This is a genomic window from Pseudomonas abieticivorans, from assembly GCF_023509015.1.
In the GTDB taxonomy this organism is placed as follows: Bacteria; Pseudomonadota; Gammaproteobacteria; order Pseudomonadales; family Pseudomonadaceae; genus Aquipseudomonas; species Aquipseudomonas abieticivorans.
Map to the genome: position 1 here is coordinate 138,177 of NZ_CP094975.1, position 21,529 is coordinate 159,705.

The window sequence follows — 21,529 nt, forward strand, 5'->3', positions numbered from 1 at the left end:
CACGCTGTTTTTTCTGGGCAAAGGTTTACGCCAGCGGTTGTCGCAGTGTTCGGTCGATCAGTTGCGAAAGGTCGCCGTCATGACGCAAACCCAACGCTTGGGCCGCCTGGGCCTGCAACGGCGGGTAGCGGCCAAAATTCGCTTCCAGTTGTTCATTGGGCTGGTAAAACACCAGGGCGCGGCGGTCTTCACCCAAATGCTGGCACAGCCCGTCAATCAACTGTGCCATGCTCAGGTGCAGCACCGGCAGGGCAAACACGCGGCGCGCCTGCAGGCGCTCGGCAGGTAGCTTCGCGGCGTGCAACAGGTTGTCGACACAGCGCGCCGCCGACATCCACCAAGCCTGCGCCTGCGGCGACACTGGGCAATCGAAGCGCTCGCCCGCGGCCAGCTTCCAGAACATGTCGCTCATGTAGGCCGACAGCAGGCCCGAGGGTTGCGGCGGGCGCGCCACGATACCCGGTAGGCGCAGGCTGATGCCATCGATCCAGCCACGGCGGCTGAAGTCGTCGATCAGCAGTTCGCCCATCAGCTTCTGGGTGGCGTAACTGAGTTGCGGGTGCAGCGGGGTGTGGTCATCCACCGTGGCGGGCAAGGGCGAGCCATAGACCGCGATGGTACTGGCGAACACCACGCGCGCCGGGCGCTGTTGCGCTTTCAGGCCTTCGAGTAGCGCCAGGGTGGCGTCCAGGTTGACCTGCCGGCCCAGGGCGTAATCACGCTCGGCCGCGCCACCGGGGATGCTCGCCAGGTGCAAGGCGATGTCCACCGGGGTTTCCAGCGCATCGGCCAACAGCGCGGTGTCGGCGATGCTGCCGGCCAGGCAACGTACGCGGGCATCCTGCGGCGGCTGGTGAAATGCCAGGTCCAGTAAGGTCAGTTGCGTCCAACCCGTCAGCGCCTCGGGGTCGCTCAGCAGTCGGCGCACCAGGGTGGCGCCGACGAAGCCGTTGGCGCCGGTAATCAGTACGTGCATGTCAGCTCTCCAATCCAGGCGCGGGGACGAAACGATGGTCGATGGCGCCGAACAGGCTCTGCCCGTCCAGGCCGAACATCTCGAAGCGCAGGCGGTCGCCAAAGCTTAGGAACGGCGTGCTCGCCTCACCCTGCTCGATCACTTGCACCGCGCGGCGCTCGGCCAGGCACGCAGAGCCTGTGACGTTGTAGTCGCGGTTGGAGAACGTACCCGAACCCAGCACCGTGCCGGCGCGCAGGTTGCGGGTGCGGGCCAGGTGCATCACCAACTCCGGGAAGCTGAAATCCATCTCCTGGCCATTGGGCTCGCCAAACCGCTGGCCATTGCACTGTACGTGCAAGGGCAGCTTGACGCGGCCCTCATGCCAGGCCTCACCCAGTTCATCCGGAGTGACCGCCACCGGGGCGAATACGGTGCAGGGCTTGGCCCGCAGCGGGCCGAAACCGATACTCACTTCCTTGAACAGGTGCGCACGCAGGCTGACGTCGTTGAGCAACATCAACAGTTTGATATGGCCCGCCGCGGCAGCCGGCTGGCTGCCCATGGGCACGTCATCGAGGACCACGGCCACCTCCCCCTCGAAATCGATCTGGTGCTCCTCGCCCGGTACCGGGTAATCGTCGCAGGCGCCGAGAAAGTCGTCCCCCGAACCCTGGTAGATGATAGGCACGCCGGGGTCTTTCTTGATGTCCAGATTGTACGCACGCTCCATCAGGCTGCCGTGGTTGAGAAACGCCGAGGCGTCGGCCCATTGGTAGGCCCTGGGCAGCGGCGCCATGGCCTCACGCGGTTCAAAGTCGAAGGCCTGGGCTGCGCGCCCTTCGTTGAGCGCGGCAGACAGTTGCTGCAACGCCGGCTCGCAACGCGCCCAATCGTCCAGGGCCGCCTGCAGCGTGGCGGCGATACCGCTGGCGAGCACAGCGCGGCTCAGGTCGCGGCTGACCACCACCAGGCGGCCATCGCGGCTGCCATCTTTTAAGGTTGCCAATTTCATCGGTGTTCTCCTTGCGCCGGCCACAGGGCCGGGCATTGAATGAGCTCCAGCAGGTTGCCGCTGTTGTCGCGTAAAAAACCCATGGGCGTGCCGTCGATAACGTTTTCGAAGACGATGTCGGCGCCCTTGTCGCGCAGCGCCGCAAAGGCTGCCGGGGCATCCAGCACGGCAAAGCACAGGTGCTTGTGGCCATGGGTCTTGAGGTCCAGGTGCGGCTCGCGGCGCTCGGCCGGCAAGGGCTGCGCCTGGTCCAGCTCAAACAGTTCGATGCGGTATTGGCCGCAGCGGATAAACGCGATGTGCGCCGGGATCTGCTCGATGTACGCACGGCTTTCCAATTCGAAACCCAACATCAGCTGGTACCAGGCGATGGCAGCGTCCAGGCTGGGCACGCTGATGCCGCCATGGTGGGGTTTGATCGCAAACATCGACGCTCTCCTCAGCTCAAGGGCCGACCGCCATCCACAGGGATGACGGCGCCGGTGGTAAAGGTCAGGTGGCAGGCCAGGGCCAACACCGCCTGGGCGACTTCCTCGGGCAGCGCCAGCCGGCCCAACGGCGTGCGCGCAGCCTGCTCGTCTCGCCAGCCCTGGGCCAGGCCCTGGACGAACTCGGTGTCGGCCAGCCCCGGCGCCACCGACACCACCCGCACCTGGGGCGCCAGGGCGCGGGCCAGCGACAGGGTCAGGTTGTCGACGGCCGCCTTGCTGGCGCAGTAGGCGATGTTGCTGCCCATGGCGGTGCGCGCGGCGATGGAGCTGATGTTCACCACCAGACCGTTGCCACTGGCCTTGAGCAGCGGCGCCAAGGCACGGGTGCAGGCAATGGGGCCGCGCACGTTGGTGGCCAGGATGCTGTCGATCAGCGCGTCGTCCAGGCCGTCGAGGTCGGCGTGGGCGACAAAGCGCGTGGTGCCGGCGCAATTGACCAGGATGTCGCAGCGACCGTAATGGGCCTGAACCTGAAGAGCCAGGTCGCCCAGTGCCGCGCTGTCGGTAACCGGCGCCGCCACGGCCAGGTGGCCGTTGGCGGTGGCCGGCAAGTCGGCGACCAGTGCATGGGCGGCGTCGCTGGAGCGGTTGTAACCGGCCACCACGCTGGCGCCGTTGCGCGCCAACGCCTGGCAGATCACCACGCCCAGGCCGCCGGTGGCGCCGGTGACCACCGCCACCTTGCCCTCCAGGCGGTTCATCACGAGGCCTTCTTCAAGCGGCGCACACGAATGTCGGCTTGCTCCTTGTGGCCAGAAAAATGCTCCAGCGCACACAGCCGCGAACAGACTTCACCGATGGCCACGCAGGCTTCGTCGGTGAGCACCCGCTGGTAGGTGTGGGTCTTGATGAACTTGCCCACCCACAAGCCACCGGTGTAACGCCCAGCGCCCATGGTCGGCAGGGTGTGGTTGGTGCCGATCACTTTGTCGCCGTAGGACACGTTGGTACGGTGGCCCAGAAACAGCCCGCCATAGTTGGTCATGCGTGCCAGGAACCAGTCCGGGTCGCGGGTCATGACCTGCACGTGCTCGGAGCAGATGCGCTCGGACTCGGCGAGCATCTCTTCATCGCTGTCACACAGGATGATCTCGCCATAATCGCGCCAGGCCACGCTGGCGATAGGCGCGGTGTCCAGGCGCGCCAATACGTTCTCGATCGCCGCTGGCAGCGCCTCGGCAATGCGGGTGCTGGTGGTCACGCAAAACGCCGGGGACGTGGGGCCGTGCTCGGCCTGGCCCAGCAGGTCGACGGCCACCAGTTCGGCGTCCACCGTGTCGTCGCAGATCACCATGGTTTCGGTGGGCCCGGCGAACAGGTCAATGCCCACGCGGCCGTATAATTGGCGCTTGGCTTCGGCCACATAGGCGTTGCCCGGGCCGACGATCATGTCGACTTTCTCGATGTTCTCAGTGCCCAGGGCCATCGCCGCGACGCCCTGCACCCCACCCATCACGTAGATTTCATCGGCGCCGGCCATGGCCATGGCGGCGATGATTTGCGGTGACGGCCGGCCCTCGAACGGCGGCGCACAGGCAATCACTCGTTTCACGCCTGCCACCTTGGCGGTCAGCACGCTCATGTGCGCCGAGGCCAGCAGCGGGTACTTGCCGCCAGGGATATAGCAGCCCACCGAGTTCACCGGGATATTCTTGTGGCCCAGCACCACGCCGGGCAGGGTCTGGACCTCGACGTCGCGCATGGACAGCAACTGGATCTGCGCAAAACGGCGGATTTGCGCCTGGGCGAACTGGATGTCTGCAATGACCTGGGGTGACAGGCTATCGATGCAGGCCTGAATTTCTGCCTGACTCAGCCGCAGGCTCGCCGGGTTCCAGTGGTCGAATTTTTCCGAGTACTCACGCACGGCGGCCTCGCCACGCTGCTCGATGGCGTGGATGATCTGCTCCACGGTGTCGCGCACCTGAGCGTTGAGTTCAGCCTTTTGCTCGGCCGGCTTGCCTTTTTTCAAGTAGCGAATCATCTGCAGGTTCCTGTCTTGTCATTGGATGTCAGCGCCAGTGGATCAGCGCCTGGCCCGCCACCGGAGCCTGGAAAAACGGGATGCGCGTGCCCTGCAAGCTGCCCAGGTACACGGTCTTCAAATCCGCCCCGCCGAACGTCAGGCTGGCCAACCACGGCGCCAACGTGCCGTGGGCCGCCTGCATGATCTGCGGGGTCAGGGTCTTGGCCTGGTAATGCTGGTTAAGCAATGCGGTGGCCTGGGGGTTGCCGTCGTCCAGCAGGGTCAACACTTCGCCATCGGGGGTCAGGGCGATCAGCTTGTCGCTCATTACCAGGGTCACCCACAGGTTGCCGAAGCTGTCGAAAGCAAAGCCGTCGGGGAAACCTTCAAGCTCTGCCGGGCCAAACACTTCGCGGTCACTGAGCGTGCCGTTGGCGTTCAAGCGCAGACGGGAAATACGCCGCACGTTGCTCTCCACCACGTACAACCACTCTTCGTGGTCGTCGAAGCGGATCTCGTTGGTGCCACCAAAGCCTTGGGCGACGATGCGCATGCCCTGCTCATCGATCACGCCGATGTAGCCGTCCAGCACGCCGGAATTGATCGAGTCGGTCCAGGGCTGCATCGTGGTGGTCACGGTGAACCAGATGCGGCCGCGGCGATCGCGCAACGGGAAATTGGTCTTGCCCAGGGGCTTGCCATCAAGCTGGTCGAACAGCACCTGGATATTGCCTTGGCGATCGAGCTTTTCGATGCGGTCCAGGCCCCAGTTGCAGATGATGAAGTCGCCGCTTTCGGTCAGTGCCAGGCCGTTGGGCAAGGAGGCGCCCTGGGACTGCACATAGCGCGATTCGAAAGACGCCGCCTGCCCTGCCGGCTGCTTGGGCGCCAACAGGGTTTGCTCGCCATTGGCGGCAATGTGCATCACCCCGCCACGGGCGTCGGCGGCCCACAGGCTGCCGTCGGGCTGGGCGATGATGCATTCGGGGCGCTGCAGGTCGTGGCCGATGAAGCCGATGGCGTCGCGGTCCACCTGCCAGCCTTTGAGGGGGTTGCGTTGCATGTGCGTGTCCTTGCTTCAGAGGGGCTGGGCGACCACGTCGATCATCTTTTTCATCAGCCCGGCAAAGTCGGCATCCGGCGTGGGGTTTTGCTCCCATTCACCGATCTGCACCGAGCCTTGGTTGATAAACTTGCAGCGCTCGAAGCGCCGCTGCATGAAGCCGTCGAGCACTTGGCCCACGTTCAGCTCGGCGCCACACAGTTCACCCAGCACCACGGCGTCTTCCACCGCCTGTGCCGCGCCCTGCCCCATGTGCGGGGTGGTGGCGTGGGCGGCATCGCCGATCAACAGCACCCGGCCGCGGTACCAGGGCGCGGGCATCAGCAGCGCTTCCAAGGGGCGGTACACCACCTGGCTGTTGTCGGTGATTTGCGCGGCCAGTTCCGGCACCAGGCCGCCATAGCCTTCCAGGCGCTGGCGGAACTCGGCGGCCAGAGTGTCGGGGTCAAAGAACGGGTTGCCGGGTTCCTCGAATACCGAGAGGATGTACAGGCTGTCTTCGGTCAATGGCGTGTAGCCAGCCTTGCCGCCGGCCTTGCCTTCGAACATGTGCGACCAGAGCAAATCCTTGGGCCGTGGCAGGTTGTAGCGCCACACGCCCTGGCCGGTAAAGCGGGGTTTGAATTGCTCGCCAAACACCGTGGTGCGCACTTGCGAGTACACGCCATCGGCGCCTACCAACAGGTCGTAATCAGCGCGACTGCCGTCGGTGAACTGCACGCTGACATGGTCGGCGCCTTGTTCGATATCACTGAAGGTCAAACCCAAGCGCATGTTGGCGCCGCTGGCGGCCACCGCATCGAGCAGCACCTGGTGCAGCGCCGGGCGGGTCAAGCCGAGGTTGGCCGGGTACTGCTCACCCGCCAGCCGGGCACCGCTGAGTTCAACCTTGACCTCACCCTGCTGGTTGCAAATGCGCAGGCCCTTGTAAGGAAAACCGGCGGCCACGGCCGCATCGGCAATGCCCAGTTGCGCCATGGCGCGGATGCAATTGGCCTGCACCACGATCCCCACGTGGTACACCTTGGCCTGGGGGCTGATTTCGACGATGTCGACCGCCACCCCGGCTCTGCGCAAGGCAATGGCGGCGCTGAGCCCGCCAATGCCGCCGCCGACGATCAGGACTTTCTTGATGTCGCTCATCAAAGCGTTCCTTGTGCATGAATCTTGTTTTTGTATGACTGGACTCCACCTTAATCACCCCCAAGGTATGCCGGAAATTGTTTGTTCGGATAGGTGCAATCCAGCGCGTGGATAGGTATAACGGCGACACCTGCTTGCACCCACAATCATAAAAACCCGGAGCAAGACCATGCGTTTCCATGGCTTGGATTTGAACCTGCTGGTGGTGCTGGACGTGCTGCTGGCCGAGCAGAACATCACCCGTGCCGGCGAGCGCCTGCACCTCAGCCAGCCGGCCACCAGTGCGGCACTGTCACGCTTGCGCGACTATTTCGAGGATGAGCTACTGGTGCAGATCGGCCGCAAGATGGTGCGCACGCCCATGGCCGAAACCCTGGCGCAGCCCATTCGCGACCTGTTGATACAGATGCGCTCCACCCTGGAAAACCGCAGCCAATTCCAGCCTGAACGGGCTAGCCGCAACTTCACCCTGATGGCCTCGGACTATGTCGGCATGGTGCTGTTGCCAGACGTCAGCCGCAGGCTCAATGCCATAGCGCCGCAGTGTTCCATCGAGCAATACCTGCCCACCGACGAGGCGGCGCTGGAGATCGAACGCGGGCACGTGGATTTTCTACTGCTGCCCGACAGCAACATCCTCAAGGAACACCCCTCCACCGCCCTGTTCAGCGATGAATACGTGTGCGTGCTGTGCAAGGATCACCCGGCAGCGAACGGGCCGTTGTCGATGGCTGACTACAAGGCGCTGGGGCACGTGCTGGTGCGCTGGGGCAGCGAGCACCGCGCGCCCATGGCCGATGAGTGGTTCGTGCGCAGCTTCGGCTTCGAGCGCCGGGTGGAGGTCACCACCAACACCTTCAACAGCGTGCCGCCGTTTTTGATCGGCACCCAGCGCATCGCCACCATGCACCGCCGCCTGGCCGAGCGCTGGGCCCAGTACCTGCCCCTGAGCGTGGTGCCGGCGCCCTGGACGGCGCCGCCATTGACCATTGCCATGCAGTGGAACAAATATCAGCAGCACGACCCAGGGTTGGCGTGGTTGCGCAATTTGATCATCGAAACGGCGGCGCGGTTGGCCTAGGCGCGTCATACGCCGCGCGGGCCACCTCGATCGCCGGGGCCTGCTGCTCCAGCCACGCCAGCAGCCCGTCAAGTTGCGCCACCAGTGCCAACCCCAATGGCTTGAGGCTGTACTCAACCTGCGGCGGTATGGTGGCGATCACCACGCGTTCGAGCATGCCATCGCGCTCCAGGGCCCTCAATTTCAAGGTCAGGATACGCTGCGACAGCGTGCCATCGGCCATGCCATTGACTTCGCGCTGGAGCTCGGTAAAGCGCAGCGTGCCTTGGCGCAATACCAACAACAGCAGCGGGCTCCAACGGTCGCCCAGGCGCGCCAGGGTTTCGCGCACCGGCCCGTGGGGGTCGTTGCCGCCACGCAGTACCCGTGCCTTCAAATCATCCAGTGCCTGGCGTTGCACACTGTCGACCACGCGCGGCGAGCCTTCACCCTTGTGCATCCTCTGCTCCACTCCTTGCGTCCCCCGGGGGCACGCACATTTAAGTAACCGACCCACATAAAAGTGCCGTCTTCCGCGTGTTCACTCACCGCTTCTAGAATCGCCCCAGCAGCGCCATGCCCACGGGCATAGCGCTGACAACAAGAACAACAGACGCGGAAGGTCCACATGAATCACTACGATGTCGTCGCCATCGGCGGCGGGCACAACGGCCTGGTGGCCGCGGCCTACCTGGCCAAGGCCGGCAAGAAAGTCCTGGTGCTGGAGCGCAAGGGCTACGTGGGCGGCGGCGTGACAACGCGCCAGCTTAACACCCCTGGCTTCTGGCATGACGAGCACTCAAGCGTGCACATCATGATCCAGGGCAACCCCATGATCACCCAGGACGAACTGGGCTTGTTCAGCCAGTTCGGCCTTACCTACAACTACTCCGACGTGCCCCATGCCACGGTCTTCGAAGACGGCAGCGCGCTGATCACCTACCGCGACCTGGACAAGGCCTGCGAGTCCATCGCCAGCGTCTCGCCCCGCGATGCCGAAACCTATCGCCGGCTTGCCACCAAGGCCGCAGGCCTGCTGCCCATGTTCCTCTCCGGCTTCTACTCGCCACCGCTGCCCATGGGCGCCATGGTCGCCATGCTCGACCAGAGCCTGGAGGGCCGCGAGATGTTCGATGCCATGCAACGCAGCACCCTGGACATCATCGACAACCTGTTCGAACACGACAAGGTCAAGATCCACTTGCTGCGGGTGATCGCCGAAAACCTGCAGATGCCCGATGAGCTGGGCACCGGCATGGGCGTGTACGTGTTCGTCGGCATCATGCACACCCACGGGGTGTCGCAACCGGTGGGCGGCAGCGGCAAGTTGTCCGAGGCCCTGGCCCGCTGCATCGAGCACCATGGCGGCGAGATCCGCTGCGACAGCGAAGTGCGCAAGGTGATCGTTTCAGACGGCCGTGCCGCGGGCGTCGAGTTGGCCGATGGCGAGCGCATCCTGGCCCGCGACGCGGTCATCGGCGCGCTGCACCCCCACGTGATCAAGCGCTTCGTCGACGGCCTGGACCCCGGCGTGATCGCCCGCGCCGAACGCGCCACGTTGGCGCCGTTCAGCCTGTTCGTCAGCCACTACGATTTGCATCACAAGGCCGAGTTCCATGCCGGCGCCGATGTGGGCCGGGCCACCATGTTGACCATGATGAGCAGCGACCGCCTGAGCGACATGCTCGACGACTTCGACGAACTGCGCCGCGGTCGTGTGTCGAAACGCCGGCTGGTGGCCGGTGGCGATGAGAGCATCAACGACCCGACCCGCGTGCCGCCCGGCAAGGGCATGTTCCACGGCATGACCTTCGCCCCCTACAACCTGGCCGAGGGCGGAGCGGCACGTTGGGACGAGTACAAGGAAACATTCGGCGACCTGAGCCTTCAGGCCTACCGCAAATTCGTCAAGAACCTCACGCCCGACAACATCATCGCCCGCTCGGTGTGCTCGCCCCTGGACCTGGAGCGCAGTTCACCCAACTCCATGGTCCAGGGCGACGTGCACGGCGTGGCGCCCTACTTCTACCAGAACTTCGCCCACCGCCCCACGCCGGACCTGGGCCGCCTGAGCGTACCGGGCCTGGACAACCTCTACCTGGTGGGCCCCTTCATGCACCCCGGTGGCGGCGTATTCGGCGCAGGCCGTGGCACGGCCATCAAGATGTTCGATGACCTGGGCATCGATTTCGACCGCGTGACAAGGAACTGACCATGAAGATATTCGGCAGCGACAACAGCGAACTGATGGCCGTGAGTACCATCGAGCGTAACGGTGACGAACTGGTGCTCAAGGGCAAGATCTTCGGCGCCATGCCGATGGTGGCCAAGGTACGCCCCGAGGAGGCTCGAGCGGCCCTGAGGTTGCTGGACCTCAAGACCGTTTTGTTCTTGCTCAGCCTGGTGTTCAGGCGGCGGGTGAGCAAGCCCAAGGCGCGCGCCCTGTAGTGCCGAGGGCGTGCCGCCTGGCCCGCCCAGGCCTTTGCAGAGTCACCCCTGAACTTGCGTCCAATCCACCCAGTTGAGCCACCAACTGGCCAAGATCAGCAAGCCGAAGGCAATGCGGTACCAGGCGAACACTGCATAGCTATGGCTGGCAATGAAGGCGAGCAACGCCTTGACCGCGATCATCGCAAAGATGAACGCGGTCACCAGCCCTATGGCGAAGATCGGCACATCCGCGGCCTCGAACAGGTGCCGATACTTATAGCCCGAATACACCGCCGCGCCCACCATGGTCGGCATCGCCAAAAAGAACGAGAATTGCGTGGCTGCTGTGCGCGACAGGCCAAACAGCAAGCCACCGATAATCGTCGAGCCTGACCGCGAGGTGCCTGGGATCATTGCCAGGCACTGGCAGCAACCCACCTTCAGGGCGTCTTTCCAGCCCATGCCGTCGACCTCATCGACCCGCACCACATGCACCCGCTGTTCGGCCCACAGCATAATGATCCCGCCCACGACCAACGCCACCGCGACGGTAATGGGGTTGAACAGGTACTCATGAATCACGTCAGCAAACAGCACCCCCAACACCACCGCCGGCAAAAAACCGACCAGCAAGTTGGCGGCAAAGCGCCGTGAGCGGGCTTGGCTGGGCAGGCCGGTGATGACCTCCAGCACCTTGCGGCGAAACTCCCACACCACCGCCAAGATCGCCCCCAACTGAATGATGATGTTGAAGGCCATTGCCCGCTCACCGCTGAAGTTGAGCAAGTCTGCAACAATGATCTGATGACCAGTGCTGGAAATGGGCAAGAACTCCGTCAGCCCTTCCACCACACCGAGTAGCACAGCCTGAGTGGCGTCCCATACCTGCATGAATCCCCCAAAAGCCCTTATTATTTAAAGGCTTGTTATTGTTCGACAATGGAACACAGCGTACCCGGCGGCCATACTAATGCAGCATCGCGCGAATACACCGAAATGTTATAAAAGGTCAACGCGGTTGAGTAATGGGTGAAATAACCACTATTATCCGTAGCGGCTAAACCTGACGGATGCTATTGCCTCGGTGCATTGTCCTTCTCTACACAATGCGGATACCTAAAGTTATATAACGTATCAGTGCCCGATTACCGCCGTCTGCGCAGCTATCACCTTGGCTGCCAGCGCCTCACCGGTTAGGTTCTAGAGCCATGCACACGGTGATCTTCATGGAAACAATCAAGGAAATGTTATGAATTGTCTGACATTTTCGGGAACTTGTACATTAACATCCGCCTGCCAGCACCAACTTGAGCTAAACCAGTATGACGTTTGAAGGGAACCAAATGATGCTAACGTCGGCGCAGACGAGGCTGCTCGCTGTCGGTCGCACCTGTGCGCTTGCCGAAGATTTCAAGCAACTAATTGCTAGCCATGCGTACCAGAACACGCTGATCGACACACTCTGCTACAAGCACTTGGAGGGTGATACTAGCGACATCGACGGCTACCAGTCCATCTTTGTCGAAGTTGATCGAACAGAGGCAGTTAACGAAAGCCTGGCCGTGATTGAAACGTTACGCGCCAACAATATGACGCCAACGATTTATATTATATTGAGTGGCAGCGGCGTTTATAACAAGATTAAATTCTACTTGGCCGGGGCTGATCACTGCTTGAAAACCAGCGCGTCCAGCGACCGCGAGTTAAGCGAACTGGGCGAATGGATCAATGGCCCGGCGCCTGCTATCACACCCTGTTTACTACTTGATCCCACGCGCATGCGCATCCTTGGCGCACAGGAAAAGCTGGATATTTCATTTATCGAAATGAAAGTCCTCGACGCTTTGGCCAAGTCCAGAAACCTTATTTTGAGCCATGACGAAATCGCCTCGGTCATGGGCTTGAACATCAGCTTCTACGACCCTCGCGCGCTGGAGAAGTCCATCAGTCGCTTGCGCGGCAAGATCAAGACCCACTTTGGCATCAACGCACTGCAAAGCGTTCGTGGCTACGGCTACCGGCTCGCCAGAGGCCTGATTTCCCCCATCTGAGAGGCCCACCGGGAGGTGCGTAGCATGAATGCGTCGCAGCGGTTCCAACTCGCCAACGATACTGATTTCTACTTGAGTCGACAGTTAATCCTCAAGCGTGACGACCGCCCACTGGGCAGTGAAATCAGGATTCTGCTGGAGCAGCAACCCCGCAGCCTAGACCCCGGCACGCGCCTGTCGAGCAACAAATTGGCGTGTATTTACAGTGAAATGCTTATGCACACACAATTGATGGCTTTCGCCCTGAAAGGCCACGTCAAGCCGCTGGAACGCACGTTCAGCCGGCGCTTCGTGTGCATTGCACAACCCGACCTCGCCGACCCGGCACTTCTTGAAGAATTGATCCAGAGCGGTGAAATGCTCCGTAACCATGGCCAGACGCTGGTGGTGAGCACCAACGCGCTCGCCCCCGCCGACGCCAGCTTCAAACACAAGAAAAAGATCATAAAGCATGTGTACCTGCTCAAGGACCACGCCATAGAGCTGGCACTGGACCATCATAACCCGCACCACGAAAGTTTCGAGATCCTGACCACACTGGACGTGTTCGACTATATAAAAATACCGTTCTCATCTCTGGACTTGAGTTTAAAACTGAACACCAACCCGGACGAATTCAATCAGCTTTACGATCGCATGAGTTCGTTAAAGCAGCGCACGCACGTCTCGTTTATTGCCGACAACGTGGAACATACCGCGAGTCACTTACTGGCCAGAGCCCTGCCGTTTGATTTTTTTCAGGGAAGCTATTACTCACCTGCCGACCCCCTGTAGCACTTCTATCCTTCAAGGAGAACATGATGGAAACCGGTATGACTTCCCCTAGAAAGTACTTTGTGGTTGTGACCCACAGCGCCACGACACAACTCGAACTCGAGTCGGTACTGGCGGGCGGTCGATACGATAACTACGACTCCGCGCACGCCAGCGTCTATGTAGAAGGCCTGGCGAATTTCACCAGTGCCAGTGAATTGGTAGCGCGCTTTTCGCAGCATATTGAGCGACTTGACCCGCCGATCCTTAAGTCTGACACGCGCCTGGTGTTGGCCCCCCCTGCTCCCCATGTGCCCCTGGTGCAGTGGCCGGCTCAGCTTGCGGCACCGCTGGCCGCCGCCGAACACGGCGTCAAGCCCGCCGCTGCACATCTGCAGCCGCAACCTTGCAACGAAACCTGGAAACTGGGCCGGGACCGTAAAATGCTGGTCAAGGACGATGCCAAGGTGGTACTCACCGGGATAGAGTCGGCGTTGGTCAGGACCCTGTTGCAAGCCGATGAGCGGGTCGTCAGCAAGGACGACCTGATTCGCAGTATTGGCCGGGAACCCGACCAGTACCGCGGCCTGGAAATGTGCCTCAGCCGCCTGCAGGACAAATTCAGAAGTGCCAGTTGCGGCGAACGTCTGTTTCGGGCAGTTCGAAACCGCGGGTATTGCCTGATCCAACCCATCGTTCGCGAAAGCTAACTGTAACGGCTGCAGGAGACACGCCAACGGCTGTCCAATACTAACAATAATAGTCCTGCCGCCGAGCCAAAGACTCACTCGGCGTGCGTTATAACTCGTCAGACTAAGTTGCTTTGATTAAATTAATCTACTTCCAGACTCGCCCATTCGCGCGCGCGTCGAAGGTGCCACTGAAAAACGCCACCCAATAACAATAATGGAAATGACCGAAGTGGCACTTGTCTGTCGGCCTCTGTACGGATGCTCTCTGGGGATAGATCATGATTAATAACAACCGTTTAACCCGTCCATACGCACTCAAGGGTTTAACCTTCTGGGGCCAATGGGTTATTGCCTCAAGTATTATCGTCACGCTGCTGTTCAGCCTCGCTTACTACCACACCGATAATGTTGCGTTCTATTATCGTGCCTGCGCGGTACTGACGCTGCTGGCCTCGCTGCCGGCCTATTCGTTATGCCAGGTGTATGCCAAACAGGACAGCTACCTGAGCGGTTTAACGCGGTTGCTGGCGGGCTGGTTGCTGACCTTGTCGGTACTGACAGTCATAGGCTTTCTCTGCAAGGCCGATGAATTGTTCTCCCGCCAAGTCATTGTGCAATGGGCGTTGCTGGGTTATGCCGCCCAGGCCCTGACCTACCTGCCGCTGCAGTGGTTTTCACGGCGTTACCACCGGCACCTGCAGCGCCAGCACCGGACCCTGATCGTCGGCACCGGCGAACTGGCCATTGGCCTGGCCAACACCCTGGGCCAGCTGGATCAATGCCCGCTGGTGGGGCTGGTCAGTGCGGGGCAGCCGTTGCCCCGGCATATCGCCTTGCCGCCTGTACTGGGGCCTTTGCAAGCACTGCGGCAACTGATCAAGGCCCACGATATTCGCCGCCTTTACATCACCCTCCCGCTGAGCGAAGCCGCAAACATCGAAGCCCTGTACCTGGACGTGCTCGATGCCAACGTCGACGTGGTATGGGTACCCGACCTTAACAGCCTGACCCTGCTCAACCATTCGGTACGCGTGGTGAACGGCTTGCCGGCGATCTACCTCAACGAAAGCCCGCTCACCAGCCAACCCACGGCTGCGTTGAGCAAGAGCCTGCTCGACAAGGCCGTGGCGTTGCTGGCCATCATCGTGCTCGCCCCGGTCTTGATGGTGATCGCACTGGCGATCAAACTCACCTCTGCCGGCCCGGTTCTGTTCAAGCAAGCGCGCCACGGCTGGAACGGCAAGATCATCCAGGTCTGGAAGTTTCGCTCCATGCGCATGCATGATGACACCCATGTGGTGCAGGCCAGCCGTCATGATTCGCGCATTACGCCGGTGGGCCGCTTCATACGTCGCACATCGCTCGATGAACTCCCGCAATTGTTCAACGTGTTGCAGGGGCACATGGCCCTGGTGGGCCCGCGCCCGCATGCCGTCGCGCACAACGACTTCTACGCCGACAAGATCCTCGCCTACATGGCCCGCCATCGCATCAAGCCGGGCATCACCGGCCTGGCACAAATCAATGGCTGCCGCGGCGAGACCGAGACATTGGACAAGATGCAGAAGCGTGTGGAGATCGACCTCGACTACATCAATAACTGGTCGTTGTGGCTGGACCTGAAGATCTTGTGCAAGACGCCGTTCACCTTGTTGTCCAAAGACATCTACTGATACTGCTGTCACAAAAAAGGGGGCGCTCGGTTGAGCGCCCCCCTTTTTTTTAAAGGCCATTCAATCAGCAACGCTACTCGGTGATCTTCTCGAAATTGTCGTAAAGCAAGCGGCTGTCGCGGCTGTCGGTCATGGCCTTCAGCGAATAGGCGTGGTTAACCTTGGCACCGCCGTCGCGGGTCAACGGCGACCACACCACGTTGGCGCGGCGCTGGGTGGAGGTACTCAGCAACTCGTCGAAGGGTATCGACAGGTAGATGCCCTTGTCGAAACTGCCTTCGCCATACTCAGCCTTGGTTGCGGTGGTCAGGGTGACCCAGCCACCAAAGCGCACGCCATTGCCGAACCCCCGTGAAAGGTCCAGCGTGGTGCCCCAGTCACGGGCCAGGTAGCGACCGACACTGACCACCGCCTGGGCCTGGCCGGGCAGGTCGAAGTAGCCGGTGACATTACCGGTCACGGTGGAATAATCACGCAGGCCAAAGCCCTGGTCGAACGCGCGCTGACGCACATAATTGAGGTCTGCACCCACGGCCCAGCTTTCCCCCATAGGCCGATACAACACCTCGCCCCCACCGCCGGCGTACATGGACTCCAGGTAGCCGCCATAGGCCATGGCGTACACGTCGCGATCCAATTGCACCGCGTGGTTGAGCTGGAAGGTCGGCAAGGTCACGTCCGAGGTGGTCAGGTACTGACGCAGGTCGGTGCGTACGCGCGGCAACCCGCTGGGGGCGTCATAGGTGAACTGGTCATAATTGTTCAACAGGTTGGCGCTGAGCATGCCGCTCCACCAGGTGGAACGGGTAAAGCGATACTCGGCAGTGGCATCGGCAGTGAACTGATACAGCAGGCCATCGGGGCCGCCGATGTTCTGCTTGTAGCCCAGGCCAAAGCCGTAATCGAACGGGTGCAACGGCTCGCTGTACAGCGTGGTTTCGCGATGAGCCATCGAGGCGTTGACCTCGGTGCCACGCTTGAGCGTGGCCAGGTCCTCGCGGTTACCGGCGACCTGGGTAAAGGCCTCTCGCGGCACGCTGGTTTCTTCCAAGGGCATGCCATAGCGTTCGTTCACCAGGGTAAACCAGGTCACGTCGGCTGCAGTGCTGTTGTCCAGGATCCGGCTGGCGCGCCCCACGGCCTTGGCGGGGTAGAAGTACTTCTGCTGCTCGCCGTACACCCGCACTTCAGCGCCCTGCTGGCTGATACGCTGCACCTGGTAACCCGCGTTGTCATGCAGGCGCCGGGACACGTCTGCCCAGTCGACCTGGGCAGGCTGCGCTGTCGAGCGTCTCTCAAAAGGCGGATCGTTACGCTTGGCCGGCGCTTTGCGGCTGGCGAAGTTGGTGTGCAGGGTGATGCCGAACATGGCCGTGTTACCCCGCTCCCAGGCGGCACTCAGGTCGACCGAATCAGTCAGCCGGTAGACCGCGCCAATGTTGACGGGCGAGTCTTGCTTGATCACGTTGTCCAGTGGTTCGTTCTGGTAATCGTTGCCTTCGTACTCAAGCTTGAGGCTCAAGGCCGGCCAAGGCGTTTGATAACTCACGCCGCCAAACAGCGCCGGCCGCCCACGGAAATAGGCATTGGTGTTGACGTCGCCGGTGCCCTCGCTGGCCGGGCGCGTTTTGAAGCGCTCGTCCAACGCCCCCAGGGGGTTGTCGAAGTCGCCACGGTTGCCCAGGTAGCCCCAGGCGATACCCGCGCTGAAGTCCAAATCGTCAACGCGCTTGTTCGCCACCAGGTATTCACTGGAGAACAACCCCGTGCCGCCGATGTCCCGAAAGCCCAAGGCGACGTCCGGCAGCCAGCGGCTTTCCTGCCACAGGCGTGCCTTGAAATCCACGGCCTTGTCCTTGTAACTCTGGTTGCCGCTCAGGGCCTGGGAGCCATAGGGCCGATTGGTGATCGCGGTATAGCGAAACGACCCCTCCAGCCATTCGAAGGGCTGCATCGACAGGCTATAGCGGCTGTAAGGTTCGGTACGGTTGGCGTTGACGCTCAACTCCCCCGCCGGCGCCATGCGCGCCGTGGGCGTTTGCAGCAAGCCCACGCCGCCGAAGTCATTCTGGGTGTAACGCGGGTCGGCATGGGCCAGGCCACACGGCAGCAACAACACTGCAGCAAAACGTAAATTCAAGGAGCCACCTCAGCCAGTTGCGTGGCCAGAAATTCAGTCAACTGCTGATTAAGTTCAGGGACAGGGACATCAAGGTCATCGGTGCGGATCGGTACCCACAGCGTGCCGCCATCGGCCAGCACGGCAGCCGATTCGCGGTTCCACGCTGCGGCGCCGATACGCCTTACATGGCCATCGGGCTGGATCAGCCACAGGTCATCGGGGTCGGCATCGACCAACGCCGGACAGTCGCGCAGGTAATCGCGGGCTTGCAGGAGGGGCTGATAGGGCAAGCGGCAAGGCCGCGCGACCGCGCCCATGACCTGCACGACACCGCTACGGCGGGGGTACACCAACCGATCGCCCTCTTCGACCCGATCATTGCGGGCAAAGCCCACCTCCAACGCTACCGGGTCCAGCACCGCGACCTGGCGACCCGTGACCGGCAACTGCGCCACCCATTGGTACACACGCCGCGCGATCGCAGCACGCTGCGTCAGGCCCTCCAGCATCGCGCCGCGTTCAAGCAGCTTGAGGTCGAACAGCACGCCGGTCTTGAGACGAACCTGCTCTTGCACCAGGCTCGCCCGCAGCCAACCTGCGGCCAGCCAATAGCTTTGTGCATTGGGCTGCACGGCCGTCACGGCATCGAGCAAACGCGCGTGCGCCGGCAAGGCCACGGTTCCTGGGTAGAGCACATCCCCGCTCACCGTGACCTGCCCGGCTTGCGCCGCCCCCATTGCCAGGCCCGCCAACACCCCTGCCAGCCGCCTCATAGCAACGGCTCGCGCGCGGCGGCGAGCTGCACAATGGTCACGGTCAAGGTCGGCGTGAGGTGTTGTTCACTTTGCAACACGGCCCCCGTCTGCGGGTCCACCCAATAGTGATTGGTGGCCTGCAAGCCGATCGCCGGGGCATCAATCTGTTCATCCAAACGCAACACCGCGTAGTCCTTGTCCAGAATGCGCAGGGTTTGCAACCCACCCCGGCTGAATCGGCTGTGCACCGGTACACCCACGCGGTAACCGTGGTAGAGGTCGATCAAGCGCTCGCTCTGGTAACCGTCGGCCACCTGATGCAAGCCTTGCTTGAAGGGTGAACCTGGGGCCAGTTGCGTCCCATCCAAATCTTCGCCAACCCCCAGGCCCACGCTGCGCACCACCAGGCCGTCGCGCAGCATCAACACCTGCTTGCCGGACGCGACCCAGAACTGCAGGTCGCCGCGTTGGCGCACAAGGGCGAGCACGCCTTCGCCGGAGGGGGTGGTGAGTTTGAGCTGGGCGTAGGGGACGCTGGCGATTTGGGAGGGGCTCAGTTGCAACGCGGGTGCTGGCTTGATGGCAGTGACCAAGTCGTCCACTGATGCCCGGGACAACGGGTCACATCCGCCAAGGCCCAGGGCCAGCAGCAGCGCTGCGCCCGTTCGATAAATATTCACGGTCAAAGTGCGCCTTATCTGCTGGCCGCTTCACTCAGGTTATTTTGAGCAGCAGCACCTATGCCTACGATAGAGGCCGAGGGAACCAGTTGGCTGATGAAGCGGTTCCAGCGCGTAACGTCTGCAGGTCCGACATAGACCACGTCCTGGGGTTGGACCTGAAAATGGGTCGCCAATACCATGGCCGAGGGCGATTTCACGTCCAGCTGGTAGACCTTGGCCGGCGTGGTTTGAAGGTTATCGACCCCGCGGATCACATACACCGCGCGGCCATCGGAGGTGTTTTGATTCAACCCGCCGACCGTACCCAACACCTCGGACAAGTTCAGCGTGCGCGTCTTGAAGGTCAGCGCACGGGGCTGGTTGACCTCCCCCATCACGTAGATTTTTTTCAGATCGTTGTACGCCAGGTACAGCGTGTCGTCGGCTTTGAGATAGACACTGTTCAACTGGTTGTCAGGTTGCCCCAGGGTGTTGAGGTCCAGGGTATAGCGCTGCCCGTCGCGCAACAGGGTGAGGTTGGCCAGGTCCGCGTTGAGGGTGTCGATACCGGCGTCACCCAACGCTTGCACCACGCTCAACGGGCTGGTGGTCAATGACTGTTTTCCAGATTTCAGCACGGCACCCGAGACCACCACTGTCTGGCTGGCGAAGCGCAGGATACTCAGGTCGACCTGCGGGTTATCGACATAGCGAGCCAACCCCGCGGCAATCGACTTGCGCAGCTCTTCAATGGTTTTGCCCGCCGCCTGCACCGGCCCCAGGAATGGATAGAACAGCGTACCGTCCGGGCGCACCAGCCGGCCGTTGGCATCAATTTGTTGTTGCTGCCCCGAAGGCGCCGTCAACTCGGGGTGGTCCCACACGGTGATGTACAGCACGTCGTTGGGCCCGATCCGATAACCGTCTGGCGAATAGGCCAGCAACGGCGCCGGTACCGGATGTTGTTCGGCAGCAGCGGCATCCATGGCAATCGACTTGGGCGTGATTGCAATGAAGTCCACACCTTGTGCACCGTTCGCCGAAGTCATGGCCGCCGTGTCCATTGTCTGGCCTGGCGCAAACAGGCAGGCTTGCAACAGCATCGAGAGCGAAATTACCAACAACAATTTAACGGTCATAAGCACACTACATGGAGGAGAGACGTGTTTTGAAAGACGGGCCACTCAACGCCGATCGAGTGGCCCGTTACACCGATGTTATTCCGGGCTAGTTGCCAGTCCCGGTAGTGCCAGTCGTTCCGGTAGTACCCGTGGTAGTACCGTTGGAACTTCCACCACTATTGGACATCGCCAAGACGCCGCCAATCACTGCGCCAGCCACCGACAGGTAACCCGCCGGCGTCACATCGCCGATGAGCCCACTGGGTTGTGTCAGTGGCGGCTCCACGGCAAACACAGCGCCACCCCACATTGCACTTACGGCCAGTGCCATGCCTATTCGCTTCATAATTCACTCCCTTTAATGATGATTTTTTTCGACAGCCTGTCATTGATAAAACAGCGGCGCACACGCCTTCAAGGCAATGTTATTAACTGTCAGCGTGTTATGGCCGCAGAGGGGTAACGGCTGCGTGCGTATCCTGTTGGCGAGGTTGCCCCCAGTGCCGAAAGCGCTTGAGCAAAGGCTTCTCGACGAACACATAACACAGTTGGCCGGCCACCCATGAGGCCACCACGAGGGCGATCACACTCAGCAAGGTGTAGTGTTGCAACCCTGACTTTTTCAGCAGCACGGCCACCGTGCTAATGGCAAAGGGATGCGACAGGTACAAGGAATACGAAGCGTCTCCCAAGCCTTTGAGCAGGCGCCCCACAGCATGTTCAGCCCACTGCCTGAACCAGGCTTCCAAGCCGACGCAACCGATAAATACCGCCATCATCGGCACCCCCCACAGCAGCACGCGCGATGCGCTACCTGGGCAATTGTTCGCCACCACCGCGCCCGCAAGCCCAAGCACCAGAATCAGCAAATACGCCGGTCGCCCCAGCCACTCGCGCCTGATCAACCCGTAGGCGGCACAGCCCATCAGGAATTCCAGCAACAGCGGTTGGGTGGCGAAAGACAATGCCGGGGCGAGCGGCTTCAGCCACATGCCCAAAGCCACCAGCCCCACAATGATCACGCTCACAATGGCCAAGCGAGCAGCCCCCTGGACCTGCAAGCCCAAGGCGAAAATCAGGTAAAACCAAAACTCGTAACTGAGTGTCCAGCCGTTCTGTATCAATAATTTCTGGCCCACCGGGAACAGGGTGAACGAGTGCACAAGGGTCGTCACGCCGCCACTGCTGTTGACCATGCCCGGGTTGATGAGAAACACCACCAAGGCTGCACACGTCAACAACCAATACAGCGGCAAGATCCGCACCAGCCGCGCCCTCATGAAGTTCACGGGGCTTATCGATTTATTAGCCGAGACATGGCACATCACAAAGCCAGAAATAATAAAAAACAAATCCACCCCGGCATCGCCCAAGGTAAAACCCTCGATGGGCACCGATGAAAGTTGTCCGACTTTGTGCAGCGAATGGGCAACAACCACCAACAGCGCGGCCAAGGCTCTCAAGTATTGAACGGAATAAACCATGGTCTTTCGTTATACCCCGATCATTAGAACCCCATGAACCGACCTGATCCAGACAAGCAGGCCATCTGAGACTCATCATACTGAGCCGGATGA

At 61.5% G+C, this 21,529-nt stretch carries 21 protein-coding genes; 7 read left to right on the top strand and 14 right to left on the bottom strand.

Annotated features, from left to right (window positions below; all coding sequences use genetic code 11):
- Nucleotides 1–25: 25 nt before the first annotated feature.
- Genes L9B60_RS00605 through L9B60_RS00635 form a run of 7 tightly spaced genes read right to left on the bottom strand, consistent with a single transcriptional unit; the run spans nt 26 to nt 6,633 of the window.
- Nucleotides 26–976 carry an NAD-dependent epimerase/dehydratase family protein gene (locus L9B60_RS00605; protein ID WP_249675085.1) on the bottom strand — a complete coding sequence of 317 codons (951 nt, stop codon included), beginning with the start codon at nt 974–976 and terminating at the stop codon, nt 26–28.
- 1 nt (nt 977) lies between these two features.
- Entirely contained in the window at nt 978–1,970 is a 993-nt protein-coding gene (locus L9B60_RS00610) for a fumarylacetoacetate hydrolase family protein (RefSeq protein ID WP_249675086.1), read from the bottom strand.
- Nucleotides 1,967–2,398 (bottom strand): VOC family protein, encoded by a 432-nt coding sequence (locus L9B60_RS00615; protein ID WP_249675088.1) that lies wholly within the window; start codon nt 2,396–2,398, stop codon nt 1,967–1,969. Before L9B60_RS00615 ends, L9B60_RS00610 begins: the two co-directional genes overlap by 4 nt.
- Nucleotides 2,399–2,409: 11 nt before the next feature.
- Nucleotides 2,410–3,162 carry an SDR family NAD(P)-dependent oxidoreductase gene (locus L9B60_RS00620; protein ID WP_249675090.1) on the bottom strand — a complete coding sequence of 251 codons (753 nt, stop codon included), beginning with the start codon at nt 3,160–3,162 and terminating at the stop codon, nt 2,410–2,412.
- Nucleotides 3,162–4,445, bottom strand: a complete 1,284-nt coding sequence (hisD, locus tag L9B60_RS00625) for a histidinol dehydrogenase (RefSeq protein ID WP_249675091.1) — start codon at nt 4,443–4,445, stop codon at nt 3,162–3,164. The genes L9B60_RS00620 and hisD overlap by 1 nt, the downstream gene beginning before the upstream one ends.
- Before the next feature lie 28 nt (nt 4,446–4,473).
- The gene (locus L9B60_RS00630; RefSeq protein ID WP_249675093.1) at nt 4,474–5,490 is read right to left on the bottom strand and encodes an SMP-30/gluconolactonase/LRE family protein; all 1,017 of its coding nucleotides are present in this window, start codon (nt 5,488–5,490) and stop codon (nt 4,474–4,476) included.
- Between the two features lie 15 nt (nt 5,491–5,505).
- The gene (locus L9B60_RS00635) at nt 5,506–6,633 is read right to left on the bottom strand and encodes an FAD-dependent oxidoreductase (RefSeq protein ID WP_249675095.1); all 1,128 of its coding nucleotides are present in this window, start codon (nt 6,631–6,633) and stop codon (nt 5,506–5,508) included.
- A gap of 169 nt (nt 6,634–6,802) precedes the next feature.
- On the opposite strand from L9B60_RS00635, the gene L9B60_RS00640 reads away from it, so the two are divergent.
- Nucleotides 6,803–7,714 carry a LysR family transcriptional regulator gene (locus L9B60_RS00640; protein ID WP_249675097.1) on the top strand — a complete coding sequence of 304 codons (912 nt, stop codon included), beginning with the start codon at nt 6,803–6,805 and terminating at the stop codon, nt 7,712–7,714.
- Here L9B60_RS00640 and L9B60_RS00645 read toward each other — a convergent pair.
- The gene (locus tag L9B60_RS00645) at nt 7,686–8,153 is read right to left on the bottom strand and encodes a winged helix-turn-helix transcriptional regulator (protein WP_249675099.1); all 468 of its coding nucleotides are present in this window, start codon (nt 8,151–8,153) and stop codon (nt 7,686–7,688) included. The two genes, L9B60_RS00640 and L9B60_RS00645, sit on opposite strands and share 29 nt — an antisense overlap.
- A gap of 168 nt (nt 8,154–8,321) precedes the next feature.
- On the opposite strand from L9B60_RS00645, the gene L9B60_RS00650 reads away from it, so the two are divergent.
- Together L9B60_RS00650 and L9B60_RS00655 are read left to right on the top strand one after the other, a co-directional pair.
- Nucleotides 8,322–9,905 (top strand): phytoene desaturase family protein, encoded by a 1,584-nt coding sequence (locus L9B60_RS00650; protein ID WP_249675101.1) that lies wholly within the window; start codon nt 8,322–8,324, stop codon nt 9,903–9,905.
- A gap of 2 nt (nt 9,906–9,907) precedes the next feature.
- Complete coding sequence (locus tag L9B60_RS00655; RefSeq protein ID WP_249675103.1) at nt 9,908–10,141, top strand: hypothetical protein; 234 nt, start codon at nt 9,908–9,910, stop codon at nt 10,139–10,141.
- A gap of 42 nt (nt 10,142–10,183) precedes the next feature.
- On the opposite strand, the gene L9B60_RS00660 is transcribed toward L9B60_RS00655, so the two are convergent.
- Nucleotides 10,184–11,014 carry an undecaprenyl-diphosphate phosphatase gene (locus L9B60_RS00660; RefSeq protein WP_249675104.1) on the bottom strand — a complete coding sequence of 277 codons (831 nt, stop codon included), beginning with the start codon at nt 11,012–11,014 and terminating at the stop codon, nt 10,184–10,186.
- Between the two features lie 452 nt (nt 11,015–11,466).
- Between L9B60_RS00660 and L9B60_RS00665 the strand changes: the two genes are divergently transcribed.
- The 4 genes from L9B60_RS00665 to L9B60_RS00680 all read left to right on the top strand — a co-directional run bounded on the left by L9B60_RS00665 (nt 11,467) and on the right by L9B60_RS00680 (nt 15,292).
- Complete coding sequence (locus L9B60_RS00665; protein WP_249675106.1) at nt 11,467–12,174, top strand: winged helix-turn-helix domain-containing protein; 708 nt, start codon at nt 11,467–11,469, stop codon at nt 12,172–12,174.
- 24 nt (nt 12,175–12,198) lie between these two features.
- Complete coding sequence (locus L9B60_RS00670) at nt 12,199–12,948, top strand: EAL domain-containing protein (protein ID WP_249675107.1); 750 nt, start codon at nt 12,199–12,201, stop codon at nt 12,946–12,948.
- Nucleotides 12,949–12,986: 38 nt separating this feature from the next.
- Entirely contained in the window at nt 12,987–13,637 is a 651-nt protein-coding gene (locus L9B60_RS00675; RefSeq protein WP_249675109.1) for a winged helix-turn-helix domain-containing protein, read from the top strand.
- A gap of 260 nt (nt 13,638–13,897) precedes the next feature.
- Complete coding sequence (locus L9B60_RS00680; protein ID WP_249675110.1) at nt 13,898–15,292, top strand: undecaprenyl-phosphate glucose phosphotransferase; 1,395 nt, start codon at nt 13,898–13,900, stop codon at nt 15,290–15,292.
- 73 nt (nt 15,293–15,365) lie between these two features.
- Here the strand turns inward: L9B60_RS00680 and L9B60_RS00685 are convergent, their stop codons facing one another.
- The 5 genes from L9B60_RS00685 to L9B60_RS00705 form a co-directional block, all read right to left on the bottom strand.
- Entirely contained in the window at nt 15,366–17,432 is a 2,067-nt protein-coding gene (locus L9B60_RS00685; RefSeq protein WP_249675111.1) for a YjbH domain-containing protein, read from the bottom strand.
- Nucleotides 17,429–18,187 (bottom strand): capsule biosynthesis GfcC family protein, encoded by a 759-nt coding sequence (locus tag L9B60_RS00690; RefSeq protein ID WP_249675112.1) that lies wholly within the window; start codon nt 18,185–18,187, stop codon nt 17,429–17,431. The genes L9B60_RS00685 and L9B60_RS00690 overlap by 4 nt, the downstream gene beginning before the upstream one ends.
- Complete coding sequence (locus L9B60_RS00695; protein ID WP_249675113.1) at nt 18,184–18,849, bottom strand: YjbF family lipoprotein; 666 nt, start codon at nt 18,847–18,849, stop codon at nt 18,184–18,186. Before L9B60_RS00695 ends, L9B60_RS00690 begins: the two co-directional genes overlap by 4 nt.
- Nucleotides 18,850–18,863: 14 nt before the next feature.
- The gene (locus L9B60_RS00700) at nt 18,864–19,970 is read right to left on the bottom strand and encodes a polysaccharide biosynthesis/export family protein (RefSeq protein ID WP_249675114.1); all 1,107 of its coding nucleotides are present in this window, start codon (nt 19,968–19,970) and stop codon (nt 18,864–18,866) included.
- Between the two features lie 425 nt (nt 19,971–20,395).
- On the bottom strand, nt 20,396–21,436 hold the full coding sequence (locus L9B60_RS00705) for an acyltransferase family protein (RefSeq protein WP_283780548.1): 1,041 nt from the start codon (nt 21,434–21,436) through the stop codon (nt 20,396–20,398).
- Nucleotides 21,437–21,529 lie beyond the last annotated feature (93 nt).

What these genes read in the sequence shown, in the direction of transcription:
- L9B60_RS00655 (WP_249675103.1), top strand. Translation starts at nt 9,908, where the DNA reads ATGAAGATATTCGGCAGCGACAACAGCGAACTGATGGCCGTGAGTACC.
- L9B60_RS00680 (WP_249675110.1), top strand. Translation starts at nt 13,898, where the DNA reads ATGATTAATAACAACCGTTTAACCCGTCCATACGCACTCAAGGGTTTA.
- L9B60_RS00615 (WP_249675088.1), bottom strand. Translation starts at nt 2,398, where the DNA reads ATGTTTGCGATCAAACCCCACCATGGCGGCATCAGCGTGCCCAGCCTG.
- L9B60_RS00645 (WP_249675099.1), bottom strand. Translation starts at nt 8,153, where the DNA reads ATGCACAAGGGTGAAGGCTCGCCGCGCGTGGTCGACAGTGTGCAACGC.
- L9B60_RS00640 (WP_249675097.1), top strand. Translation starts at nt 6,803, where the DNA reads ATGCGTTTCCATGGCTTGGATTTGAACCTGCTGGTGGTGCTGGACGTG.
- L9B60_RS00670 (WP_249675107.1), top strand. Translation starts at nt 12,199, where the DNA reads ATGAATGCGTCGCAGCGGTTCCAACTCGCCAACGATACTGATTTCTAC.
- L9B60_RS00675 (WP_249675109.1), top strand. Translation starts at nt 12,987, where the DNA reads ATGACTTCCCCTAGAAAGTACTTTGTGGTTGTGACCCACAGCGCCACG.
- L9B60_RS00705 (WP_283780548.1), bottom strand. Translation starts at nt 21,436, where the DNA reads ATGGTTTATTCCGTTCAATACTTGAGAGCCTTGGCCGCGCTGTTGGTG.
- L9B60_RS00610 (WP_249675086.1), bottom strand. Translation starts at nt 1,970, where the DNA reads ATGAAATTGGCAACCTTAAAAGATGGCAGCCGCGATGGCCGCCTGGTG.
- L9B60_RS00620 (WP_249675090.1), bottom strand. Translation starts at nt 3,162, where the DNA reads ATGAACCGCCTGGAGGGCAAGGTGGCGGTGGTCACCGGCGCCACCGGC.
- L9B60_RS00665 (WP_249675106.1), top strand. Translation starts at nt 11,467, where the DNA reads ATGATGCTAACGTCGGCGCAGACGAGGCTGCTCGCTGTCGGTCGCACC.
- L9B60_RS00690 (WP_249675112.1), bottom strand. Translation starts at nt 18,187, where the DNA reads ATGAGGCGGCTGGCAGGGGTGTTGGCGGGCCTGGCAATGGGGGCGGCG.
- L9B60_RS00630 (WP_249675093.1), bottom strand. Translation starts at nt 5,490, where the DNA reads ATGCAACGCAACCCCCTCAAAGGCTGGCAGGTGGACCGCGACGCCATC.
- L9B60_RS00650 (WP_249675101.1), top strand. Translation starts at nt 8,322, where the DNA reads ATGAATCACTACGATGTCGTCGCCATCGGCGGCGGGCACAACGGCCTG.
- hisD (WP_249675091.1), bottom strand. Translation starts at nt 4,445, where the DNA reads ATGATTCGCTACTTGAAAAAAGGCAAGCCGGCCGAGCAAAAGGCTGAA.
- L9B60_RS00605 (WP_249675085.1), bottom strand. Translation starts at nt 976, where the DNA reads ATGCACGTACTGATTACCGGCGCCAACGGCTTCGTCGGCGCCACCCTG.
- L9B60_RS00635 (WP_249675095.1), bottom strand. Translation starts at nt 6,633, where the DNA reads ATGAGCGACATCAAGAAAGTCCTGATCGTCGGCGGCGGCATTGGCGGG.
- L9B60_RS00660 (WP_249675104.1), bottom strand. Translation starts at nt 11,014, where the DNA reads ATGCAGGTATGGGACGCCACTCAGGCTGTGCTACTCGGTGTGGTGGAA.
- L9B60_RS00700 (WP_249675114.1), bottom strand. Translation starts at nt 19,970, where the DNA reads ATGACCGTTAAATTGTTGTTGGTAATTTCGCTCTCGATGCTGTTGCAA.